21 protein-coding genes are annotated in these 22,046 nt (G+C 66.9%); 7 read left to right on the top strand and 14 right to left on the bottom strand.

What is annotated here, in order from left to right; translation table 11 throughout:
• Positions 1-62: 62 nt before the first annotated feature.
• Genes IEZ04_RS12235 through IEZ04_RS12220 form a run of 4 tightly spaced genes read right to left on the bottom strand, consistent with a single transcriptional unit; the run spans position 63 to position 4,089 of the window.
• Complete coding sequence (locus IEZ04_RS12235) at positions 63-566, bottom strand: aminoacyl-tRNA deacylase (RefSeq protein ID WP_189216819.1); 504 nt, start codon at positions 564-566, stop codon at positions 63-65.
• A 1-nt stretch (position 567) separates the two neighbouring features.
• Complete coding sequence (locus IEZ04_RS12230) at positions 568-1,164, bottom strand: flavin reductase family protein (protein WP_189216818.1); 597 nt, start codon at positions 1,162-1,164, stop codon at positions 568-570.
• Entirely contained in the window at positions 1,151-2,542 is a 1,392-nt protein-coding gene (locus tag IEZ04_RS12225) for a cation:proton antiporter (protein ID WP_229820996.1), read from the bottom strand. The genes IEZ04_RS12230 and IEZ04_RS12225 overlap by 14 nt, the downstream gene beginning before the upstream one ends.
• Positions 2,542-4,089 (bottom strand): tryptophan halogenase family protein, encoded by a 1,548-nt coding sequence (locus tag IEZ04_RS12220; protein WP_189216817.1) that lies wholly within the window; start codon positions 4,087-4,089, stop codon positions 2,542-2,544. Before IEZ04_RS12220 ends, IEZ04_RS12225 begins: the two co-directional genes overlap by 1 nt.
• 222 nt (positions 4,090-4,311) lie before the next feature.
• Here IEZ04_RS12220 and IEZ04_RS34765 point away from each other — a divergent pair, with 222 nt between their 5' ends.
• A complete protein-coding gene (locus IEZ04_RS34765) occupies positions 4,312-5,034 on the top strand; it encodes a response regulator transcription factor (protein ID WP_229820995.1) in 723 nt (240 codons plus the stop codon).
• A 219-nt stretch (positions 5,035-5,253) separates the two neighbouring features.
• Here IEZ04_RS34765 and IEZ04_RS12210 read toward each other — a convergent pair whose 3' ends face one another.
• From IEZ04_RS12210 to IEZ04_RS12195, 4 genes are all read right to left on the bottom strand, one after another.
• Complete coding sequence (locus tag IEZ04_RS12210; RefSeq protein ID WP_189216816.1) at positions 5,254-5,892, bottom strand: LysE family translocator; 639 nt, start codon at positions 5,890-5,892, stop codon at positions 5,254-5,256.
• 108 nt (positions 5,893-6,000) lie between these two features.
• The gene (locus tag IEZ04_RS12205) at positions 6,001-6,897 is read right to left on the bottom strand and encodes a fumarylacetoacetate hydrolase family protein (protein WP_189216815.1); all 897 of its coding nucleotides are present in this window, start codon (positions 6,895-6,897) and stop codon (positions 6,001-6,003) included.
• 129 nt (positions 6,898-7,026) lie between these two features.
• Positions 7,027-7,746, bottom strand: a complete 720-nt coding sequence (locus IEZ04_RS12200) for a YidC/Oxa1 family membrane protein insertase (protein ID WP_189217134.1) — start codon at positions 7,744-7,746, stop codon at positions 7,027-7,029.
• A 171-nt stretch (positions 7,747-7,917) separates the two neighbouring features.
• Complete coding sequence (locus IEZ04_RS12195) at positions 7,918-8,262, bottom strand: DUF6412 domain-containing protein (RefSeq protein WP_373296291.1); 345 nt, start codon at positions 8,260-8,262, stop codon at positions 7,918-7,920.
• Positions 8,263-8,612: 350 nt separating this feature from the next.
• Between IEZ04_RS12195 and IEZ04_RS12190 the strand changes: the two genes are divergently transcribed.
• Complete coding sequence (locus IEZ04_RS12190) at positions 8,613-9,650, top strand: SEC-C metal-binding domain-containing protein (RefSeq protein ID WP_189216813.1); 1,038 nt, start codon at positions 8,613-8,615, stop codon at positions 9,648-9,650.
• 60 nt (positions 9,651-9,710) lie between these two features.
• Entirely contained in the window at positions 9,711-9,896 is a 186-nt protein-coding gene (locus tag IEZ04_RS12185; protein ID WP_189216812.1) for a hypothetical protein, read from the top strand.
• A gap of 53 nt (positions 9,897-9,949) precedes the next feature.
• Here the strand turns inward: IEZ04_RS12185 and IEZ04_RS12180 are convergent, their stop codons facing one another.
• The 3 genes from IEZ04_RS12180 to IEZ04_RS12170 form a co-directional block, all read right to left on the bottom strand.
• Positions 9,950-11,266, bottom strand: coding sequence for a PASTA domain-containing protein (locus tag IEZ04_RS12180; protein ID WP_189216811.1), 1,317 nt, complete (start codon positions 11,264-11,266; stop codon positions 9,950-9,952).
• A 205-nt stretch (positions 11,267-11,471) separates the two neighbouring features.
• Complete coding sequence (locus IEZ04_RS12175) at positions 11,472-11,882, bottom strand: VOC family protein (RefSeq protein ID WP_189216810.1); 411 nt, start codon at positions 11,880-11,882, stop codon at positions 11,472-11,474.
• Positions 11,883-11,977: 95 nt separating this feature from the next.
• Positions 11,978-12,337, bottom strand: a complete 360-nt coding sequence (locus IEZ04_RS12170) for a helix-turn-helix domain-containing protein (RefSeq protein WP_373296304.1) — start codon at positions 12,335-12,337, stop codon at positions 11,978-11,980.
• A 451-nt stretch (positions 12,338-12,788) separates the two neighbouring features.
• Here IEZ04_RS12170 and IEZ04_RS12165 point away from each other — a divergent pair, with 451 nt between their 5' ends.
• A complete protein-coding gene (locus IEZ04_RS12165) occupies positions 12,789-13,307 on the top strand; it encodes a very short patch repair endonuclease (RefSeq protein ID WP_189216808.1) in 519 nt (172 codons plus the stop codon).
• A gap of 180 nt (positions 13,308-13,487) precedes the next feature.
• A complete protein-coding gene (locus IEZ04_RS12160) occupies positions 13,488-15,494 on the top strand; it encodes a DUF262 domain-containing protein (RefSeq protein WP_189216807.1) in 2,007 nt (668 codons plus the stop codon).
• On the opposite strand, the gene IEZ04_RS12155 is transcribed toward IEZ04_RS12160, so the two are convergent.
• Genes IEZ04_RS12155 through IEZ04_RS12145 form a run of 3 tightly spaced genes read right to left on the bottom strand, consistent with a single transcriptional unit; the run spans position 15,491 to position 19,582 of the window.
• The gene (locus IEZ04_RS12155; RefSeq protein WP_189216806.1) at positions 15,491-16,354 is read right to left on the bottom strand and encodes a protein NO VEIN domain-containing protein; all 864 of its coding nucleotides are present in this window, start codon (positions 16,352-16,354) and stop codon (positions 15,491-15,493) included. The two genes, IEZ04_RS12160 and IEZ04_RS12155, sit on opposite strands and share 4 nt — an antisense overlap.
• A complete protein-coding gene (locus IEZ04_RS12150; RefSeq protein ID WP_189216805.1) occupies positions 16,338-18,176 on the bottom strand; it encodes a DEAD/DEAH box helicase in 1,839 nt (612 codons plus the stop codon). The genes IEZ04_RS12155 and IEZ04_RS12150 overlap by 17 nt, the downstream gene beginning before the upstream one ends.
• Positions 18,176-19,582 (bottom strand): ParB N-terminal domain-containing protein, encoded by a 1,407-nt coding sequence (locus IEZ04_RS12145; protein ID WP_189216804.1) that lies wholly within the window; start codon positions 19,580-19,582, stop codon positions 18,176-18,178. The genes IEZ04_RS12150 and IEZ04_RS12145 overlap by 1 nt, the downstream gene beginning before the upstream one ends.
• A gap of 122 nt (positions 19,583-19,704) precedes the next feature.
• Between IEZ04_RS12145 and IEZ04_RS12140 the strand changes: the two genes are divergently transcribed.
• Both IEZ04_RS12140 and IEZ04_RS12135 read left to right on the top strand, forming a co-directional pair.
• The gene (locus tag IEZ04_RS12140; protein ID WP_229820994.1) at positions 19,705-20,394 is read left to right on the top strand and encodes a hypothetical protein; all 690 of its coding nucleotides are present in this window, start codon (positions 19,705-19,707) and stop codon (positions 20,392-20,394) included.
• Between the two features lie 245 nt (positions 20,395-20,639).
• Positions 20,640-21,980, top strand: coding sequence for a DNA cytosine methyltransferase (locus IEZ04_RS12135; RefSeq protein WP_189216803.1), 1,341 nt, complete (start codon positions 20,640-20,642; stop codon positions 21,978-21,980).
• The last annotated feature ends 66 nt before the right edge of the window (positions 21,981-22,046 follow it).

Below are 22,046 nucleotides of genomic sequence, written 5' to 3'. Positions count from 1 at the left end.
CGGAGGAACATCCGGTCCGCACCGCCCCGCCGTTCCGCTGTCTCCCTGTCCTCCCCGTCAGTTCACGAGGACAGCTCCTCGACCCTCGGCCGGACCAGCTCGATCAGCCGTGCGGCCTCGACCACCACGGTCCGGTCGGCCCGCCCGCTGCCGCAGTACACCGTGCCCATGGACGCCACCGACGCGTCGAAGACGGTCACCACGTCCGGCAGGTCGCACACGGGGCTCGCGCCGCCCGGCTCCATGCCCAGCAGGCTCAGCTCGTCGGGCCCGGCCTGCCGGAGCCTGGCACGGGGAACGCCCGCCGCCCGGGCCAGCCGGCCGTAGTTGACGCGTCCGGTGACGGGCAGGGCGGCGAGCACGAACCCGCCGTCCGTCACACGGAAGACCATGGTCTTCAGTAACTGCTCGGTGGCTAGGCCGAGTCGGTTCTCCGCGTCCTCCCGCCCCACGACGGGGACGTGGTCGAGAACGGTGAAAGGCACTCCGGACCTGCGGAGCACCTCCTCGGGCGACAGCACACCGGTGGCTTCTCCGGGCTGGGACGCGTCGGACGGCTGGGTCATCTCACTCCTCGTCGGCCGGGTCCGGCCGGGAGCGGCCGGGCTCGGCCACGCTACCCCCCGACGGCCATGCGGCGTACCGGCGCAACCCGTAGAGCAGCGGCGCCCGTTCGGGTCCGGTACCGACGCTGACCCGGACCACCCGTCCGAAGACCACGCTGTGGTCACCGACCCGCCGCACCCCGTCGACCCGGCAGTCGCTCACGGCGTGCGCGGCGTCCCGCAGGTGCGGCCCGGCCGCCGTCGCGTCCGGCAGGTGCCAGGCCGTCCGCCGGAACCGGTCCGGGTCACCGGAGGCGAACAGTTCCGCCACGTCCCGGGCCTCGTCGTGCAGCAGGTTGACGCTGAACGCCCCGGTCCGCTCCAGCGCGGCCAGCGTCGGGCTGCCGCTGCGCACACACACCAGCAGTGTGGGCGGGCTGAGCGAGACGCTGCACAGCGAGGAGCACGTCATGCCCCAGGGCCGTCCGCTGCCGTCCAGGGCCCCGACCACTGCGACGCCGGTGGGGAACAGCGACATCAGAGCCCTGAAGTCACCTTCCGTCACGCCTGCTCTCCCCACGGCCGCGGACGCCGTGGCGCTCGTGTCAATCCTCGTCATGGGACAGCTCCTCGGACGCGGGCCGGGACGGAGGGCCGGCAGCGGGGTGGGCCGGTGGGCGGGCGGCGGGACGGAGCGGTGCCCAGGTGGCGGTGCGGGCCGGCGCGGTGGCGGCGACGCGAGGGCGTGCGCCGGCGGTGAGGCGGCCTCGGTCCGTGACCGACAGCAGCGGTCCGGTGGCGGCGGTGGTCACCAGCGCCATCAGCACCAGGGCGAGGAAGAGCCCGGGGGACAGGATCCCGGCCGACAGCCCGGCCTGCAGGACGGCGATCTCCGTCAGGCCGCGGGTGTTCATCAGCACTCCGAAGCGCAGCGCCGTCCGGGCGGGCAGCCGGGCGGCGCGCGCACCGGCGTAGCCGCCGCCGACCTTGGCCGCCGTGGCGAGCAGCAGGACCAGGCCGAAGGTCGTCCAGGAGAACCCGTCCGGACCGTCGACGGACACCTGGAGTCCGGTCGTCACGAAGAACACCGGGACGAGCAGCAGCCCGCACCGCTCCACGCTCCGTACGGCCCTGTCGCGAGGACCGCGTCCGCCGTCCCGCGTTCCCGGCTCCCCGTCCCGTGGCACGGCGAGCCCCACCAGCACCGCCCCGAAGATCGCGGTCAGCCCCGCCCGCTCCGTCGCCAGGGCGGCGGCGATCGCGACCGCGCCCAGCACGGCCGCGGCCGCGGTGGGCCACCGGGCGGACAGTCTGCCCACGCTCTCCCGGCGGAGCAGGTGCCGCAGCAGCACGGCGGCCACCGCCCCGCCGGCGATCACCGCGAGCGCCCGGACGAGCCGCCCGCCGCCACCGGCGGCGACGGCCAGCGCGGCGGTCAGGACCAGCCAGGTCAGGGCGTCGATGGAGACGGCGACGAGCACGGACAGCCGGCCCTCGGTGGTGTCGGTGAGAGACCGGTCGGTGAGTATCCGGGCCAGCACCGGCACGGCCGTGACGGCGAACGCGGCAGCGAGCAGCAGCACCAGCGCCGTGGTGGGCGCCGTACCGCGTTCGCCCGGTACGCCGCGCCGCACCACCCACACGGCCAGCAGTACGCCGGCCACCAGCCCCGGAAGCAGCGAGCCCGCCAGCAGCCGGCCGTACGAGCGGGGCGAGACCTCGCCCCGGCGCGGCCGTGCGCCGTGCCCGACGCCGGTCAGGTACAGCGCGAGCCCGGCCAGGCCGACGGTGTGCAGATGACCGGTGACGCCGGACGGCAGCAGGGTGCCGACGAGACCGGGGCCGGCCGCCGCCGTCAGGGCGGGTACGGCGACCAGGCCGAGGGTGATCTCCCCGATGACGGCGGGCTGCCGGGCCAGCGTCGCCGCCCGGCGGGCCGGCCAGGCCACGGCGAGTACCACGGCCAGCACCGCCAGGGCCTGCACGGCGTCGGCCATCAGCGCAGTTCCGCCAAGTACTCCGCCTGGCCGGGCAGCGTGTCGACCAGCTTGCGCGCCTGCGCCCGGACCCGGGCCAGCTCGGCCCGTGCCGCGCGGGAGTCGACCAGGTCCAGCGCGGGCGGATGCCGCAGCGGGAGGCCGCCGAGGCCGAGGGCCATGCAGACGTAGCTGTAGGGCTCGAAGGCGTGGTAGTAGGGATAGGTGGTGTCGTTGTCGGGGAGCTTGCTCTGCCACTGCTCGAGACGCATCGCCATGTCGTCCGGCACCTTGCGTTTCTTCGCGTCGCGCCAGTAGTCGTTGTCCGCGCGGGCGGCGCCCCGGTAGTGCAGGATCAGGAACTCCCGCACACCCTCGATGGCCCGGGCGACGCTGACGTTGTAGGTGCCGCGCAGCACCGGGTCCCGGTCGGTGCCGGGGAAGTACCTGACGAGTTGTTCGATCGCGTGCTGGATGAGGAAGATCCCGGTCGACTGCAGCGGTTCGACGAAGCCGGCGGACAGGCCGATGCCGACGCAGTTGTTGACCCAGGCCCGCTCGGAGCGGCCGATCCGCATGCGGATGTGGTTGGCCTCCAGGTCCGCCGCGGCGGGTCCGACGAAGTCGCGCAGCGTGCGCTCGGCCTCCTCGGGCTCGCAGTACTCGCCCGAGTAGACGTATCCCGTGCCGATCCGGTCGTACAGCGGGATCGTCCAGATCCATCCGGCGTCCTGGGCGGTGGCCGTGGTGCACGGCCGGATGCCCGTCACGGCGGTGTCGACGGGGACCCGCAGGGCCACCGCGCGGTCGTTGGGGAGGGCGTCCTGGAAGGAGACGAACGGCTCCTCCAGCGCCTCGCCGAGCAGCCGGCTGCGGAAGCCGGAGCAGTCGACGTAGAGGTCGCCGGTCAGGTCGCCGTGCTCGCGGGTGACCAGGCGGTCGATCCAGCCCCGCTCGTCGAGGCGCACGTCCACGACGTCGTCGACGACCCGGCGGACGCCGCGCTCGACGGCGTACCGGCACAGGAAGTCGGCGAGGAGGGAGGCGTCGAAGTGGTAAGCGTAGGGGAACTGGGTGTTCTGCTCGGCGAGGGTGGTCCGGTACAGCGGACGGCCGGGATCCTCGTCGAAGTCCTGCTCGAAGAGCCGGTGATCCAGGTATCTGGGGGAGGCCTTGGCGTCGCACAGCCAGGGGATGAGGAAGCAGTCCTGGTCGAAGCGGTCCGTCTCGCCGACCTTCTGCCACCAGTCGGTGAGCGGCACCCCGTCGACGACCCGCATCCGTTCGAACGGGTGATAGAAGTACGTGCCGGGTGCCCGCCAGTTCTCCAGGCGGACCGCCAGTTTGTAGGTGGCGTTGCATTCCGGCATCCAGTCGGCCTCGCTGAGGCCGAGGTAGTCGAAGAAGTGACGGACCGTGCTGAAGGTGGCCTCCCCCACCCCGATGGTGCCGATCCGCCGGGACTCCACCACGGTGACGTCGACGCTGTCCGCGAAGGCCGCTCGCAGGTAGGAGGCGGTCATCCACCCTGCCGTGCCACCACCCAGGATCACCACGCTACGTGTCATGTCTGGTGACCCTAGGTGTGGCCGCCGGGCGGTGTCTTCGGTAGATCGGACCGATCACGGCGGTCCGGGCGTCGAACGGACTAGGCCGAAGTGACGGTCGACCCGGTGTCCCCGCCCTTCAAATGTGGCGAAAAAGTGTGCGCTACGGGTGAAAGCCGTGGGACAAGATTGAGGTGCTGTTCGCATCTGTCCACTGCCGCGCCTCACCGCGCAGGGGGGCTCGTGACCGTAGCCACGTCCGACCAGAATCCGATTCCGAGCGACGCGGTCGGCAGCGAGGAGCCGAAACCCTTACGCGTCTTCCTCATCGACGACTCCAGCCTGGCGCTCGCCGGCCTGGTCCACATCCTGCACGGCCACCCGGACCTGGACTTCGTCGGCAGTGCCCGGGACAACCCGACGGCGCTTGAGGCGACGCTCGACTCCTCGCTCGACGTGCTCGTCATCAACACCGCCTGCCGCTCCATCGACGTGCTGAACCTGATGCACCGGGCGGTCCACTACTCCGGTGCCGGGATCTCACGCATGCTGCTGCTGACGAACGACGCGAACGATCCCGTCCACGCCGAGGCCGACAAGCTGGGTGCCGGAGGTGTGGTGCTGGCCTGGGAGGAACCGCAGTTCCTGGTGTCCGCGATCAGACTCGTCTCCGGGGGCTACCGGATCGGCGTGCCCTGCCAGGGGGAGGCCGACCGCGGCCGGATCCGCCGGCAGTCCATCCGGCACACGACACTCGACCTGCTCACCCTCCGGGAACGGCAGGTGCTCACACTCCTGGCGCGCGGCATGAAGAACGCCGAGATCGCCGGAGAGCTGGTGGTCAGCGAGAGCACGGTCAAGACGCACGTACAGAACCTGCTGGTCAAACTCGGCCTGCGGAACCGTGCCAGCGCGGTGGCGGTCGCCTACGAACTGGGGATCACCCGCGTCGAGAGGGCGGGGTGACACGCCGGAGGGAGACCGGCCGAGGCGCCGCACGCGTCGGCCACGCCCTCGGGCCCGGCCCGCGCCCTCGCTGCCGGCGCCGCCGGTACGGCTCGCCCGCTTCCCGCCGCCGGTACGGCTGGCCGGCGTCCGCCTGCGGGACCTCCGGAGCGAACGGCTCGCCGTCGAGGACACCCGCTGAGGACGGACCAAGCCCGAGCGTGCCCGGGCCGGTCCGGCTCAGTCCCGCCCGCTGACCGCCAACTGGACCCCCAGACCGACCATCACGATGCCCGACGCCCCGCCGATCAGCGACAGGCGACGCGGTGACCTGGCGAGCCAGTTGCGGGCGGTCCCGGCGAGAAGTCCCCAGGTCGCGTCGGAGATCAGCGCGATCAGCACGCAGATCATGCCGAGCAGCAGCAGTTGTACCTGCACGTTGCCCGCCATGGGGTCGACGAACTGCGGCAGCACCGCACCGAAGATCAGCAGCCCCTTGGGATTGCTCACCCCGACGATGAACCCCTCCCGGAAGGCCCGCCCACCCGGACGGCCCGTCACCGGCTCGCCCTGCTCCTGCACGGCCAGCAGCTTGCGGTGCCGCCAGGCCTGGACACCCAGGTACACGAGGTAGAGGGCACCGGCGAACTTGAGGAGGGAGAACAGCAACTGGGAGCGGGCGAGCACCTCCCCGAGCCCGAGGGCCACGAGGACCACCTGCACGAGCAGTCCGGCCTCGTTCCCCACCGCCGTGGAGACGGCCGCCCGTCGGCCCAGCGCGACTCCCCGGCTCACCACGAACAGGACGCTCGGTCCCGGCACGGCGATCAGTACGGTGACGACGGTCAGGAAGGCCACGAGATGCTGTAAGTCAATCACCTCCGTAGCATATGCATCACCGCCCTCGGCGCCCTTGCCGTTCGGCGAACAAAGCGGTCGGCGAACGAAGCGGCTGGAGATCCGCGCGCACCGTACCCGGCGGAGTGCTCACGCGTCCCTCAGCACCTGCCGCTGCCGCCCCAGCCCCCCGATCTCCAGCTCGACCACGTCCCCGGCCCGCAGGTACGGCTTCGGCTCGGGCCGCCCCATGGCCACCCCGGCCGGCGTCCCCGTGTTGATGACATCCCCCGGGTACAGGGTCATGAACTGGCTGACGTACCGCACCACTTCCCCCACGGGGAAGATCTGCTCGGCGGTCGTGCCGTCCTGCTGCAGCTCGCCGTTGACCCACAGCCGCAGGGACAGGTCCTGCGGGTCGGGCACCTCGTCCGCGGTCACCAGCCACGGCCCCAGCGGGTTGAACGTCTCGCAGTTCTTGCCCTTGTCCCAGGTACCGCCGCGCTCGATCTGGAACTCGCGCTCCGAGACGTCGTGCGCCACCGCGTACCCCGCGACGTGTCCGAGCGCCTCCTCCGCCGAGCCGAGGTAGCGCGCCGTACGCCCGATGACGACCGCGAGCTCGACCTCCCAGTCGGTCTTCGTCGACCCGCGCGGCACGAGCACCGTGTCGTTCGGTCCGACCACCGTGTCCGCCGCCTTAAAGAAGATCACCGGCTCGGCGGGCGGCTCGGCACCGGTCTCGCGCGCGTGGTCGTGGTAGTTGAGGCCGATACAGACGATCTTGCCGATCCGGGCGAGGGGCGGACCGATCCGCAGCTCCGCGCCGTCGGCACCGTCGGCCCCATGGGCGCCGTCGGCACCGTCGAGCACGGGGAGTTCGCCGGGGGCATCCGCCGCCGCCCGCACCCGCCCGAGCGCCTCCTCGTCCGCGAGCAGCGCCCCGTCGATGTCCGGTACGACGCCCGACAGATCCCGCAGCACCCCGTCGGCGTCGAGCAGCGCGGGCCGCTCCGACCCCGCCGCACCGACTCGCAGCAGCTTCATGATCCCCATCTCTCTCAGTGGCCGGCCAGTGGTCGGAGGACTGGTCGATCGTCCAAGGCGATGGTCCGGTCCGCAAGACCTCACTCACGGACCGGACCCGGACCGGCCCCGCAGCCGCGCGCCCTGCCGTCACGGATGGAGCAGCGCCCGCTCCACCGCGCTCCACGTCGTACTGGTCACCACGTACAGCGCGGCGGCCAGCGGGACGACGGCGACCGTGACCAGGGTCAGGAAGGACATGAACGGCATCACCTTGGTGACCGGGGCGAGGCCGGGCAGCTGCTCACCGCCGCCCCCTGCGGAAGCGGCGGCGGCGCTCGATGCCAGCGACCGCTTCGTACGCCGGTAGGTGAACGCGGCGACCCCCGCGACGATCACGAACAGCCCGGCGTACACGAGCCCGGACGCGCCCAGCACTCCCCCGTCGCCCAGCGCGTCGGTCCAGCGGCCGCCGAGCGGCGCGGCGAACAGCGAGTGCGACAGCAGGGTGTTGCTCTCCCCGCCGATCGTGGAGCTGGAGAAGAGTGAGTAGAGCAGGAAGAACGCCGGGATCTGGCACAGGCTGGGCAGGATGCCGGCCAACGGCGACACCTTCTCCTCGGCGTGCAGTTCGAGCAGCGCCGTACGCAGCCGCTCCGGACTCCTCCCGTGCTTCCTCCTCAGCTCGGCGATCTTCGGCTGCAACGCCGTCCGGGCCCGTTGCCCACGTGCGGCGGCCCGGGACAGCGGGAGGACGAGGAGCCGTACGAGCGCGGTGAACAGGATGATCGCGGCGGCGGCCGCGGAGGCGTGGAAGAGCGGCTGGAGCAGTGCGGCGAGCTGCTCCACCAGGGTGGCGAAGGCGGACAGGACAGCGGACATGGGTGAGCCCTCCGGGGGTCTCGTCGTGCCGGATGAGGTGGCGGCATGACGACCCGCGCGGGGTCACCCACAAGGCCCACGAGTGACCGGCCCGAGACCGGCCCGACGGTGGATGCCCGACGGTGGATGCCTGACGGTGGATGCCCGACGGTGGATGCCCTACGCGGCGGTCGTCCGGAGGACACGCCCGGGCGCCCTGGGCCGCGTCCGGCCCCTGGCGTCGGGATCTCGCTGGGGCAGGAACGCCGTACGGCGCTCGCGGTCGCGCATCGCCGTCCGCACGCGCGTGGGCGCCACGACGGGCGCGCAGCGCGCGGCGATGAGCGCGCAGACGGCGAGTGCCGAACCGGCCGCGGCGGTGGCGGCGAAGGCGACCGCGGCGGAGAGGGAACCGGCGTCGGGGACGGCGCCCTGGAAGAAGAGGGGAAAGAGAAGGAGGGAGCAGAGGACGAGGGGGAACAGCAGCACGGGAACGGGCTGCAGAACGGCGCGGCTACGCATCAAGGCCCCTCCCCTTCTTGCCCCTTGGCCCTTGCCCCTTGCCCCACAGAAACACGTGCAGCAAGCACACGATACCGGGCTACGCCCACCCGATCACCGGTTCACCAAACACCCGTTCAACCGGATCACCCGATCACCGATCGCTCGATCACCTGATCGCCCGGAAAGCGCCGTCACACACCTCGACAACCACACACCTCACCCCCGACCCGGCCGGGTCACCGGCTGCTCCGGCGGCGCGCTCCGCCGCCGGCACACGGCCGCCTCCCCGTCCGGCGACGACCGACGACGACGCACACGCCGCACGTGGTACGGCTCTGACCCCTACCGGTCTACGGCAGTACGGTGTCCGCATGCGCCCCGACACCTCCCCCGAGAACGTCGACCACACCGCCGAAGCCGCCCGTCTGGAACGCACCGCCCGCCTTCACCCCGAGGACGCCGAACACCTGCTCGTCCAGGCCGCGGCCCACCTGGAACTGTCCGGCGCCCGCGCCGAGGCCTCCGCCCTCTACGACCGCCTCCTCTCCGCTCCCGAAGCCCTGGACCACCCCCACCTCGTACGGGCCCTGAAGGCCTCCAACCTGTGGGAGTACGGCCACGAGGCGGAGGCAAGGGCGATCATCGACGGCATCCGCACCGCCGCCCCGCGCGACCCGGCCCCCTGGGTGATCGCGGCGGAGTCCCTGGAGGCCCACGACGAACTGGAGGCGGCGCAGGAGACGTTCACCGAGGGCGCGACCCTGCTGCTGAGCGGCGTCACCGAGCCGCCCTACTCAACCCACCCGCTCCTCTTCGGCCGCCACCGGGTCCGCAGAATGCTGGGCGCGGCGCACGACGACTGGGACGCGCTGGCGGACACGCTGCACGCGGCGTCCGTGTCGTCCGTGCCCCTCGACGAGCTCCACGACCCGAAGCGCGTCTGGTCCCTCGGCTCGGACAACCCGGCGGAACTCAAGGCGGAGATCAGCCGCCTCCGCGCGGAACTGGGCACGTACCGCACGGCCCTCTCCCGCCCCTTCCCGGTCGCGGTCCTGCACTGGCCGGAGGACGAACTGGAGGAGCTGCTGACGGCGTACCCGACCCTGTCCGCGGAGTACCCCTCCCACGACGAGCACCTGACGACGATAGAGCGCAGCCTCCGCGAACTCGCCGCCTCCGGCACCCCGAACCTGGGCATCGTCTCGGGCACGGTCCCGTCGTACGAGGCCTTCGCAGCCTCCGAGTCCTCGTCCCCCTCGGACACCGTCCTCCTGCCCCAGTACGCGACGACGCTCGCGGCGCGGGGACGGGCGGTGGAGTGGCCGCCGCAGAAGGGGGCGGGGTGCTGGTGCGGGTCGGGGCGGGGGTACGGGGAGTGTCACGGGACTCCGGGGACGGCGACGGCCTGACCGGATTCCCGTGATCGATCGGCTTCGGGAACGGGATCGGGATCGACCGAGGAGGACTCCGTGACGCTGCGTACGAGGATGGCCGCTCAGGCTCTGCTCCCCTTGCTCGCGGTCATGCTGTCCGCGGTCACGGCCTGCGGTCCCCAGGAGGACGACCGGTCCCCGGGAACATCGCAGGAGCACCGCCTCCCGGAGGAGCCGCAGCCCGTCATCAGCAGCGGAGAGGCGTACATCCCGGCTGACTGAAAACTCGTCGGCGGTGCCGGTACCAGTACCAGTACCCGTGCGGCTGCACGCCGTCAGCCGGAGTTGTACCCCCACCGGGCCCGGCCGTCCTTGCCCATGAAGCACTTGGCGGGCCGCCCGTCGGCGGTCGTCACGGTGGCTCCCACGGGAGAGCAGAACTGCCCGAACTGAACACCGGCCCCGCCGCCGGTGGAGCCACCGTTGCCGCTGCCGGACGAACCGCCGCCGCTGGCGCTGCCCCGACCGGTACTGCCTCCCGTACTGCTTCCCGTACTGCTTCCTGCGGAGCCTCCCGTGGAACCGTAGGAGGGCTGAGGGTCCGGCTTGGGCTTCGGCTCGGGCTTGGGCTTCGGTTCCGGCTCGGGTTCGGGCTTCGGGGTCGAAGTCGGGCTGGGTTCGGCACAGGCTTCACCGGCACCGATCAGCCACAGTTCGACCTGCGTGTTGATCGAGACCTTGACCCCCGCGTCCGGCTGCTGTCGGCACACCTGCCAGCCGTCCGGATCCATTTGCCCGTCGTCCAGGCGCTTGCCGGTATGCGCATGGAGACGGACCACCCGGTCGAGTCCGAGGTCGTTGAGGGCGCGCGTCGCATCGTCGAACCGCTTGCCGACGAGATCGGGCATCACCACCTGGCGCTGGCCGTACAGCCGCGTTGGGCACTCCTCCTGCTCCGGGACCGCGTACAGCGTCAGCACCCCGCCGGATGGGCGGACCGTCTCGTCGCGGGACGGGGTCTGGAAGCAGACCCGCCAGCCGGTATCAGTGGTCTCCACCGACCGAAAGGCGGACGACGCGTCAGCCGCCGCCACCTTCAGCCAGGGGTCACGGCCGGCCTCTGCAACAGCCGCGGGAAGAGCAGCCCCCTGGAAGTCGGACACGACCACCTCCCGCTGCGCGTCCGCACGACTCTGCGCCACCGCCTCCTTCCCGTTGGACGCCCCGCCGGACGCCCTGGTGGAGGAGTCGTCGGACGGGCCGCCCGCCATGCCGGAGAGAGCCATCGCGACCACGGCCGTGGACATGAGAAGATGGTGCCGACGCACCCACGTGAGCAGCCTTGTTCCCTGCCCGGGGCGCAACGGAGAGTACGGAGGCAGCACTTCCCCCGCGCCTTCGAGCAGCTCCCCCTCCGGATCGAGCTTCGACCCGTGCAACTTGTGCGGCTTCCCGCCGATGAGGATCTCGGTGGACTTCAACAGGCCGTACCCACGCCGGAGAACCAGCAGTGGCCCAGGCACTCGCGTCGCCTTGGGCGCCACCAGGTTCCGGAGGAGAATGAGCCCCTTCTCCGTGAGCACGGCGTAGCCCCAGCCGTTGTGATAGATGGCCCGCACCACTTCACTGCGCCCGAGCTCCTGCAGCAGCACCTTCGCGAAGTCATCGGAGAGGGAGATGGTCTCACCGGCAGCGGCGGTGGCGGTGCGCGGGTCCTTCGCCAGGAGGCGCTGCGCGGCAGTCTCGGACATGCGGGGATATTAACGGCTTCCGGCCTGCGGACGATCATCAGCACGGACCATCCCATATGCCCCACCTGAACCGACTCTGCCGCCCGATACCGCCACGGCCGCGGTCTCAGACCTTCGGCTGGGTGAAGCGGATCCGGTTGCCGAAAGGATCGCGGAGCCCGCAGTCGATCCCGTACGGCCGCTCCGTCGGCTCCTCGGTGAACTCGACGCCCCGTTCCAGCAGCGTCTCGTACGTCTTACGGCAGTCGTCCGTGGTGAGGATGAGCCAGCCGCCCATCGCCCCCTTGGTCACCAGGTCGCGGACCTGCTCCGCCGTCTCCTCGGACATCGCCGGAGCGCCCGGCTTCTCCAGCAGGATCTGCCGCTCGGGGTGACCGGGGACGCTGACCGTCAACCAGCGCATGAAGCCCATGTCGATGTCTGCGGTGACCTCCAGGCCGAGCGTGCCGGCGTAGAAGTCGAGGGCCTCGTCCTGGTCGAGGACGTATATCTGTGACTGCGTGATGGCGTTGAACATGGGGACGACGCTAGTGGGCGGGCAGGACGAAGACTTATCCAGAACTGCTCAGCTCACAGCCTGCTCAGCCCACAGCCGCGGAAAGCGGACGGCCATCAGTCACTCGGCCGCGTCCAGGCCATCGTGAAGCACGTGGGCACCCCCGCCGCCACCGCTGCCCTGCGGTACTCCCTCGGTGACCGGCCGACGATGTCGCGGAACGTCCGGCTGAAGGTCCCCGTGCTGTTGAAGCCGACCTCGAAGCAGATGTCCGTCACGCTCCGGTCGGTCTCCCGCAGCAGGAACATCGCCCGCTCGACCCGCCTCCGCTGCAAGTACCGGTGCGGCGTCTCACCGAACACGGCCCGGAAGGTCCGCGAGAAGTGCGCCTCCGACACATGCGCGATCCGGGCCAGGGCGGGCACGTCCAGCGGCTGCGCGTAGGCCCGGTCCATGGCGTCGCGGGCGCGGAGCATGCGGCGGTTGGTGTCTTCGGTGGAGCGGGGCACGGGGGTATCAGATCACGGCTCAGTGCCGACCGTACTCGGACGACAATGCACGGCTCCCCACCCACGATCCGCTACCAGGCCCCGCTCGTGAACAACCCCCGCCTCCCCCGCCACTCAGGCCCCACCGCTGCCCGGCCCCCAACATCTCAGACCATCACCTCGTCCGTGGCTCCCTGATGGTGCTCCGGTACTGTTCCGTCGATCCACGCCGCATTGTGGTCGTCCGTACGCGGAAGGCGCACACGCCGACGGAGAGCCAGGTGTAGGAGGCGGTGATGTGTGCATTCGGGGTGGCCTTCGCGATGTGATCGTTGATGTGAGGTACGAGCTGGACGGGGAAGGACGTCTGCAACAGCCGACGAACGACCGACAGAATCACTTGCGCCGAGGCAGCTCACAGAGGTCTACCCTGTGAGACGTGTCCGATGATCCACAGTGGGAAGCACCGGCAGGTTCCTGGGCTTCATCCGCGGCCCGCCGCCGAAACATGCAGGCGATCCGCAGCCGTGACACAAAGCCCGAGAGGCTGATTCGGCAGCTAGTCCATGCCCGCGGGCTCCGCTACCGCGTCTCTGCACGCCCCCTGCCACACCTTCGCCGGACAGCAGATCTGGTCTTTCGCCCGGCGAAGGTGGCCGTATTCATCGACGGCTGCTATTGGCATGGTTGCCCCGAGCACTACGTGCCCCCGAAGACGAACTCCGGCTACTGGTCGGAGAAGGTGCTGCGCAACGTAGAACGTGACCGGGACACCGATCGGAGACTCACTGAGGCGGGCTGGCTTGTACTGCGATTCTGGGAGCACGAATCAGCAGAGGAATGCTCCAACGCAGTCTGTAAAGCAGTCACCTCACGGAGAACAGCCCGGTCTGAGCGTTCCTCGAGGTCGAGTGCGGCACGCGTGCATACGAACAACGCCGACTCCGCAGAGCCCTGAGCTTCTGCTTTCGGTATGGGGGCACGTGTCATGAGTGTCCCCTTCTCCCCTACTCTGTCATCTCGAGCGAGCACAGCACCATGAGTCACTCTCGCGAAGCAAGCTGAGTGGCTGACGCATGAGGGCCACAGAGAGTACGGACGATCCATCCAGGTCCGTACGGGAAGGTGGGGGTAAGGGATGGCGGTTGAGCGCACAAACCGGGATGTCCGAACACTTATCTCGCAGATTGCGGCTGGGGAGATCATGCTCCCCGAGATCCAGCGCGGATACGTGTGGAAGGCGTCACAGGTGGCTCGGCTTATCGAGTCGCTGTACCGCGGGTATCCGGCAGGTTCCCTTCTCTTCTGGAAGACCGGGCAACCTGCGGAGACCCGGGAGGCAGCACTTGGGGCTCCCCAAGAGCTACCGAGCGTGATGCCCCTCTACCTGCTGGATGGGCAGCAGCGCCTCACCTCACTATTCCGGGTCCTCACCGACCACCCGGAGGCCCAAGTTGTTTTCAACATTGAAACGGAGGCCTTCCAGAATCAGAGTGCCGCCACGCGCCGTAATGGTAAGTGGATCAAGGTATACGACGTAGTCGGCCCGGACGCTGACATCTTCGCAGTTCACGGCGAACTTAAGAGGGTTGGGCTCGCCATCCCAGACTCGGAGATCGGACGCCGCCTGAACGCGCTGCAGAAGATTACTCAGCGCGACTTTCACATGGAAGTGCTGCACGATTTCGAGTACGAGGAGGTAGCGGACATCTTCGTGCGGGTGAACAGTGGTGGACGGGCGCTTAAGACAACGGACCTTGCCCTCGCGACGCTATCCGCACGCGCTCCTGGCTTCCTTGGGCAGGTGGAAGCCGAATCTGCCCACTGGCACGATCGCGGTTACGGGGCACTGGACGTCAGCTTCCTCATCAAAGCCCTAACTCTTAGTCTGTCAATCTCCGGTAAACGGCTCTCGTCTGTTGCGAAGCTGACGACGGCAAGTAAGGAGTCAGTTGAGTCCGGGTGGGCAAACGTCCGACGTGGGCTTACCCACGTCATACCTCTGCTTCAGGAGAAGCTCCTCATACCGACGACAGCACTGCTTCCGTCACTCGCCGCACTTCACCCCCTGATCGTCTACTACGGGCGTCAGCCAGAAGCAGTAAAGGTCGACAGGGAAGTTGAGGATGGCCTCCTGTACTGGTTTATGGCCGCGACGGCCCGGAACCGGTATGGTGGCTCGACCGACACTGCGCTCACACAGGACATCAAGGTGCTTGACACCGAAGCCCCCGTGAGAGAACTGCTCTCGAATCTCGGCATCGGTGAGAACGGTGTTGCCGTAAGCGCCCGGGATTTGGCCGGACGAAATCACCAAAGTCCCTACCTCATGTTCTGCTATTTGGCCGCTGCTCATGCCCGGGCCACCGACTGGTGGGATGGCCGCCCAATCTCAGACACAGTCGACGAAGCAGGTAAGCCGCAGTACAGCCTTATTCACCCTGCTGCGGAACTGCGCAAGAACGGCAGTAACTATTCCTCGACGGAAATCAATGACCTTGCGAACATTGCTTTCGTCTCTCAGGAAACAGCTAAAAATATCATCGGCAACCGCTCCCCTGCCGCCTACCTGCAGAGTGTCTCCGCTGAGGACCGCAAGGCCCATGCGATTCCGGACGATCCCGCTGTCATGGAAGCCGACGGGTACCGCGGATTCCTCACAGCCCGCAGGACGCTGCTGGCCGCACGAATCACTGAGCTCCTCGACCAGTTCAAGCCCAGCTACCTGACGCGGGATAAGGTGACGGACGACTCGGCCGCGTCACGGTCTCTAGTATTCACTGGGTATGCCGGAGCTGGACGCAAGGTGCTGGTAGCTACAGCGGAAACTGGTGACCGAAGCTGGACCGGATGGATTGATCCCACCGATTTCGAGACGGCGCTTGGCGCTGCCGCCGCAGGACTCGCCAGCGATATCGCCGTTGGTAGCGAAGCAGCACCAGTGCGAGTCGACCAAGAGGGAAGTGTAACCGTATCTCTTGGTCCTTACCTCATTCGCGGCACATTTGACCAGTGGAGGACCGCCGTTGAGGACGCCCTTGAGGAGGCACAGCCTCTCGCGGAATGCCCTGAACCGAATGATGATCAATGGCCCGGTGATCCTGCGGAGTTTCTGCTCTCGGACGCCGGAGTACGGCTGCCTTAAGGCGCATAACCGCCGATCAGCACCTCCTTGAGTAGCTGCGGCGCCGCCTCTCGCAGCATAGGAACAACGCTAGGGATACCTGGCACTGGCACTTCAGAAGGTACCTCCAGCCGGCACGACTCCCAGTGTCCCCGCGAACTTCTATCCGCGGGGACATGTGCCACAATCCACTCCTTCGGCATAACTGCAACAGTTTTAAGTTTCAAATTCGGGCTCAGGCAGACAGTTACGAGCTCCCACGCCTGGTCCCGCAGCATCGTCTCGTATTCATTCCGCGAGAGGTGAAAAGCGAGACGGTGCCGACGAAGGGTGCTCTTCACCTCCAGATGGGCACTGCGCTGTCCAGTGTGCACAACTATGTCGTAGCCATAACCATCGGACCATGCGGCAACGTGTTCCACTCGAGCGTTTACTGAGACTTCAAGCAGTTCGACCAGGGCAAGCTCGCCGGCCGCCCCAATGCGCGTGCGCTCCTCGGTATCGACTTTGCCCCACGTCGCGTGCACCTGCGCGTACGCTTCCTCTGCCGTAAGCCCCAGCGCCTCAGCTGCGCGCAGTGCGTCCTCCGGTAGTTCGTCAGCTTCACGAACGAGGGAATCGGCGTCTTGGAACCAAAATGCTCCGCTGCTAACCATCGCGGCGTCGAAGACCATGTGTGACGCGGGCTTACCGCTGCTTAAGTCGGTGATAAGCCCGGTCTCTTCAAGCCATTCGTAAGCGGCGTCGTACTGAGTCGGCGTGATGTCACTGAAGTCCGGGTGATTCAGGAAGAGAGCACGGATACGCGAAGCGCCGCTGGCGGAAAGCCTGTCCAGCCAGCGGACCGCTGCGCGCAGGACCGGATTAGGCGGTACGGGCACGGAGGTGCCCCATCAGTGCCTGGAGGTCACGTTGGTCCAAGTTGCCGCCCGCTGCCGGCTCTTCGTCAAGGTCGCCGAGCTGCCGGACGGAAGGATCGTCAAGAATGGAGCCCATAAAGTGAAGCTTGTCATTCAACCTCTGGGCGACCACCTCGTCGATGGTTCCTTCAGACGCTAGGACTGTCACCCTAGTCTCCGTCTCGGGCGGCAGACCAAGGCGATGAATTCGGTCGAGACTCTGCAGGAAGCGCCCTGCGGCGAAATCCCGGTCGACATAAACAGCGTCGTGACAGTGATGGTGCAAGCTGATGCCTTCACCAAGCGTGGCGGGATTTGACAGCAGCACCATGCAGTCTGGATCGTTCCGAAACCTATCGATTTCTGCTTCGCGATCCTCTGTGCCTCCGTGGACCATCGCGGGCGAGAATTCCCCGAGTATACCCCTTAGGGTATTGAGACTCCGGATGAAGGTCGACCAAACGAGCGTCTTACGTCCGCAGGCTGCATTCTCGGCAACAATCGCCAGGACCTCGCGATATTTCGGCGACATCTCATAGCTGGGCAGGTCTCGCATCAAGTCGAACAGCGGAGTTCCTTCCGGTACGGGAAGCGGCGGTACCTGGTAGGCCAGCGGTTCGTGCCGTGTCGTTCCAACAGCAAGCAGGGCGGGACTTGTCGCAGCCATTAGCATATAGACGCTAATTTTTCCCAAGGCGAGGAAATCTCCCTCTGCCCCCGCAGCTCGGGCAGAGAATCGCCCAATGAGCGCCTCGTACGCTTCTCGATGGATGGGAGGCATGGGAACGGTTCGCAGGCTCGTGGCTACAGGCGGCAGACTGAGCTCACCTTTGGTGGTGCGGGTGAACAGGGGGCGCAGCACCTGGCTTGCCTTAACGAGATCTCCTCCGGCAACAGCCTGAATAACCTTTTGGCGCCCATGGCCAGGCCATACGAAGCCGAAGAGATTTTCCAGGTCTTTCACGCCGTTTGGAGCCGGAGTACCGGTAAGAATGAGGCGATGCCGACTGCGAGGCCCCAGAGCAAGACACGCCGCCCCATCCGTACCATCGGCTCCACGCTTCATTCGGTGCGCTTCGTCAAGCAAAAGCATCGATGGCCGAGCAGCGAGCCACTGACCTAGCTCATTAACATACCCCTCCTGACGCAAACGCTCGTAGTTCACAATGAGCGACTCCGCAGCGGGATCAGCATCCCGGGCGAATACACTCATGTTCAAGGGATCAGCCAGGCACTGCTGGTTCTCATATTGCCACGACTCATAGCAAGATTTCGGGCCGACAATAAGCAGCCGCTCGATACCTTTGTTACGCCTCAATGCATGGAAGACAGCCAGACCGACGCGGGTCTTGCCAGCACCTGGGACGGAGAAGTTCGCTCCGTGGCGGAGGGATAGAAGCTTGGCGATGTCTCTGCGCTGGAAAGCAGTGAGGCCAGCTATCCAGCCAGGGCCAAGGAGGTCATATACCTGCTGAGGGTCTACCTCTCCATCGGTGTCGGCAGCTGGGTCCAGTCGCTTTGCAACAGCCTGCGCATCGAGTGCGGAGTCCTTCGCCAGTACAGCCAGCTGGGAATCCCAAGCCACACTATTTGGCTCGGGCCATGTGGCGAGCGCGACCAGGTTCGTGAGAAGGTCGTCGATCTCCACCTCCATAGTCCCAGGCGAGCGCTGCACACTGCTATTGAACCGGAGGGCAAGGCGGCGCAGTTCGCTTTCGTACCCAGTGCCGGCCCGGAGGCGCGCACGCGTTACGACATCAGCGAAACCGATCTCCAGGGTAGGCCCGAGGGGCAGCTCCGCCATCAGTTCTCCCGCGTGGCCTCGAGCAGCCAGGCAACGCCGTCGCCAGGGGAGCTGAACGTACGCCCGGCCTGCTTCGCCAACCGGGCTAGGCTGGCTTTGAGAGTGAGTAGCGCGTCATCGAAAGCGTCCTCGTCCAACGCCCGCTTGCTCTTGGCCTCGGCGAACTCCGACGCACACTGGCGTACGTGTTCCGCGGCGTCCGTCAGCCTCTCAGGAACAGCTATCTGGCGTTTACGCAGCTCGGCGTTCGTTCCCGCCAGCTTGACAGCGACATCGAAGGTCTTACGCGCTGTCTTGATGAGAGCGTCAGCCTTTGTTGCAGCGGGCTCATGCTCGCTACCGCTCTGCGCTGCAGCCTTCGCCTGGAGGAGGGTGTCCGTGAGCGCACGGACAGTCTTAACAGCCGAAGTAGCGTCCGGTATCGCAACTCCCGTCAGACCTGGGATGGACACCGCAGTCGACTCCTGAGCAGCAGGCCTCAGCTCATCAGGCAGGCGCTCGTCGAGGTACCGGCTGTGGAAGTTGGCCTCCGCGAGGCGCACTGTCGTCTTGGGGTAATTGAGAAGCACCAGGGCCAGACGCGACTCCTTGAGCTGTTCCGCAGCGTCCGGGTCGGTCTTTGCCAACTTGGCGTGGTCACGCTGGAGCTCGCGGAGCTTCTCCTGCTGCTCCTCGAAATCTACGAAGCGCAGCGCGGTACCGCTCTCGGTCGTGCTGCGCTCGATCGCGTCATTGATCAACTGGTAGACCCAGCGGTCCTGCAGAAGCGTGGACCTCTTGATGTTCCAGTCCCGGGCGACATCCTCTTCACGCCGCCCGGCCTTGAGCTCGTCTTCAATAGCGATGAGACGGTTGATGTAGGAGTACTCACGACGCTGGTCGCGACGCAGCTGCAAGGCCAGTTCGACATTGTTGATGTCGCGCCGCGATGTGTCCGCCGGCAGAACGCCAACCCGGATGTCCGGTATGCCGAGATCCCTGAGCGCCGCGCACCGGGTGTTGCCATCGACGAGGATGCCATCCGGGCTGATGATCCCGGGCTCCTTCTGGCCGAAGTCATCCAGCTCGTCCTGCAGCGCGGTGTACTCAGGGTCGGTCTGGTTCGGGTTTGAGGGCCGTCGGCGCAGAAGGTCATGCAGATACGTTTGCGCAGCTTCGCTCCAAGGCGACTCCTCCAGGATCCGGTTGCGCTTCGGGTCCAGGGTGCGCTGCGCGCGGATGCGGTGAGTGTCCGGGTTGAAGTAGAGCATGTCGACCGGCATCGAGATGACGTGCAGGTGCTTCTGCTCACCGCGCCAGTCCACGGTGATCTTGGCACCGTTCTCGGTCATGGCCTGCTTCAGCCGCTCCTCCACCAACGAGCGGATCCTCTCGCCCTCCGGCGGAACACCGAACTTCCCAGCCATACCAGAACCTCCCAGGCGCCCAACGCGTCTCTCACTCTGCATCATGACAGGGCCTACTGACAGCAAGGGCCCCGTCGATCAACAACCAGCGTCGCAAGAGCGTCTGAGAAACGGAGCACGAGGTGTCACAACCTGCCTGGGATGACCCCAAGCTCAAGGCCGGAACCATGATTCGCGGTGCACTCTGGCTCGTCCAGGTGATCGGTGAGGGCGGCAGTTTCACCAAGGAGGACATCCGCAAGGCGTTTCCGGGCATCTCTCAGGCTGACCGACGCATCCGCGACCTCCGCGACTACGGCTGGGTCATGCTCACGAGTGCCGAAGACGCGACACTCACGGCCGAGGACCAGCGCTTCCTGAAGGCCGGCGTCCCGGTCTGGGATCCTGCCGCCCGACGGGCCGCAGCGCCCCAGAAGACCCTGTCTAACAAGGAGAAGCAGGCCGTTATGGCCCGCGACGACTTCATGTGTACGGTCTGTGGCATATCAGGAGGAGAGTCGTACCTCGACGACTCTAACCAGAGCGCGGTTCTCTCCGTCACCCGCCGACGGACCGTCCTTCCTGACGGCGAAGAGAAGACCCTGCTGGTCACCGAATGCAAGCGCTGCCGTGCCGGCTCTGATGGCACCCCCGCCCGCGCCGACGAAGCGCTCGCAGCGATCAGGAATCTCGACCCCCGTGAGCAGCTCCGCCTTCTCCGGTGGATCGAGCGCGGACGTCGCGGCTCTACCCCGCTGGAGCGCGCCTGGAACACATACCGGCGGCTGCCTGCTGACGCCCGGGACGAGGTCCGGGCTGCCCTCAGAGGCTGACGTATCCACGCACTCCGCCAAGACGCACGAGACGGGTGCTTCTGAAGGGTGTCGGTGGCTGGCCGTAGACTTCACAATCCTGCTCCGGCTTGCCGTATCGATCGCATCCCCGTGGTCAAGGCCTGCGGCTATGGTGCTGCCGCAGGCTTCACCTGCAGCCGGATACCTGTTACGTCTACGGGGCCGAGCATGTGCACTGCTCCCCCCTGCGCTGACCTAGCCAGCGCATTCGGAAGGAGATCGACATGTCGGCGTCGCGGAGCGAGGGACGACTCGAGGTCGTTGAAATCTGCGCCGGCGCCGGCGGCCAGTCGCTTGGGCTGCACCGCGCCGGGTTCACTCACCGGCTTGCGGTCGAGCTGGATCACCAGGCAGCTCAAACACTGGACCACAACCTTCGCAAGCTACTCAAAGAAGATGGCGTAGACCTTCCGGACGATCACAAACTTGTGGCGATCGGTGATGTAGCGAGCCCAGATACCTGGAATCCCGACGAATACAGGAACGTCGAACTTCTAGCAGGTGGCGTGCCCTGCCCACCCTTCAGTATCGCGGGGAAACAGCTGGGAAGCAGTGATGAGCGTGACCTTTTCGCCTGGGCTATCGAGCTTTGCGGCAGGATGAGGCCGAAAGCACTTCTTCTCGAAAACGTGAGGGGTCTGAGCGCCAAGCGATTCTCAGGGTACAGGCAAGCCGTTTTGGATAAGCTACACGACTACGGCTATATCGCCACATGGAAACTGCTCAACGCTTCCGATTTCGGCGTACCACAATTGCGACCCCGGTTCGTGCTCGTCGCACTACTACCCGAGTACGCCAAACACTTTGACTGGCCTAAGGGCTCAGGCGAAGCCCCTACAGTCGGTGAAGTGCTTCGTGACCTTATGTCCTCTAACGGCTGGGGCGACAAGGAAGTAGAGGAATGGTCGGCTAAGGCGAATAGCATCGCACCTACCATTGTCGGAGGGTCGAAAAAGCACGGCGGCGCCGACCTTGGTCCAACCCGCGCCAAGAAGGCATGGGCGGCACTTGGGGTAGACGCCATGGGTATCGCTAATGATGCGCCCGACGCCGGCTTCGCGCCTACTGAAGGTGTCCCAGGCCCGAAACTGACGACTGAGATGGTCGCTCGAATTCAGGGTTGGTACGGCGAAGAATTCGAGGATTGGGAATTCACTGGCCGTAAAACCTCGAAATACCGTCAGATCGGCAACGCCTTCCCTCCGCCTGTCGCGAAGGCGCTAGGAGAAGCTATCAGGGACGCACTTCTTCAGAAGGGCGACCCGAAGCCTCTTATCGAAAACTCCAGCACTGTGCATGACCCTGTGTACAGTCTCCTGCGTCTCGCCAATCGACCCCTTACCGTAGAACAAATCATCATGAAGCTCGCGAAGAGCGGTGTGTCGATGGAGCAGAGCGAGGTTGAACGTCACCTCAATCATCTGGGACACGATTTCGAGCTGAGCAAGACGGAACGTGCGTCAGGCGAACTTGTCTACAGCCTCGGGGAGTTCAAGGCGTTCGTGGGCCAGGACGATCACCAACGCCACGCCTTGTTCACCCAGCACCAGGCTAGGATTAGCTGAGATTTCGAGTTGCAGGGTGCGATCGCCAGTGCAACGCAAGCGGAGCGCATGGCCTTGACTGAGCCC

Source organism: Streptomyces ruber (genome assembly GCF_014648075.1).
Taxonomy (GTDB): Bacteria; Actinomycetota; Actinomycetes; order Streptomycetales; family Streptomycetaceae; genus Streptomyces; species Streptomyces ruber.
The sequence above is the reverse complement of the archived record's forward strand: the minus strand, read 5'-3'. Positions and strand labels throughout refer to the sequence as shown.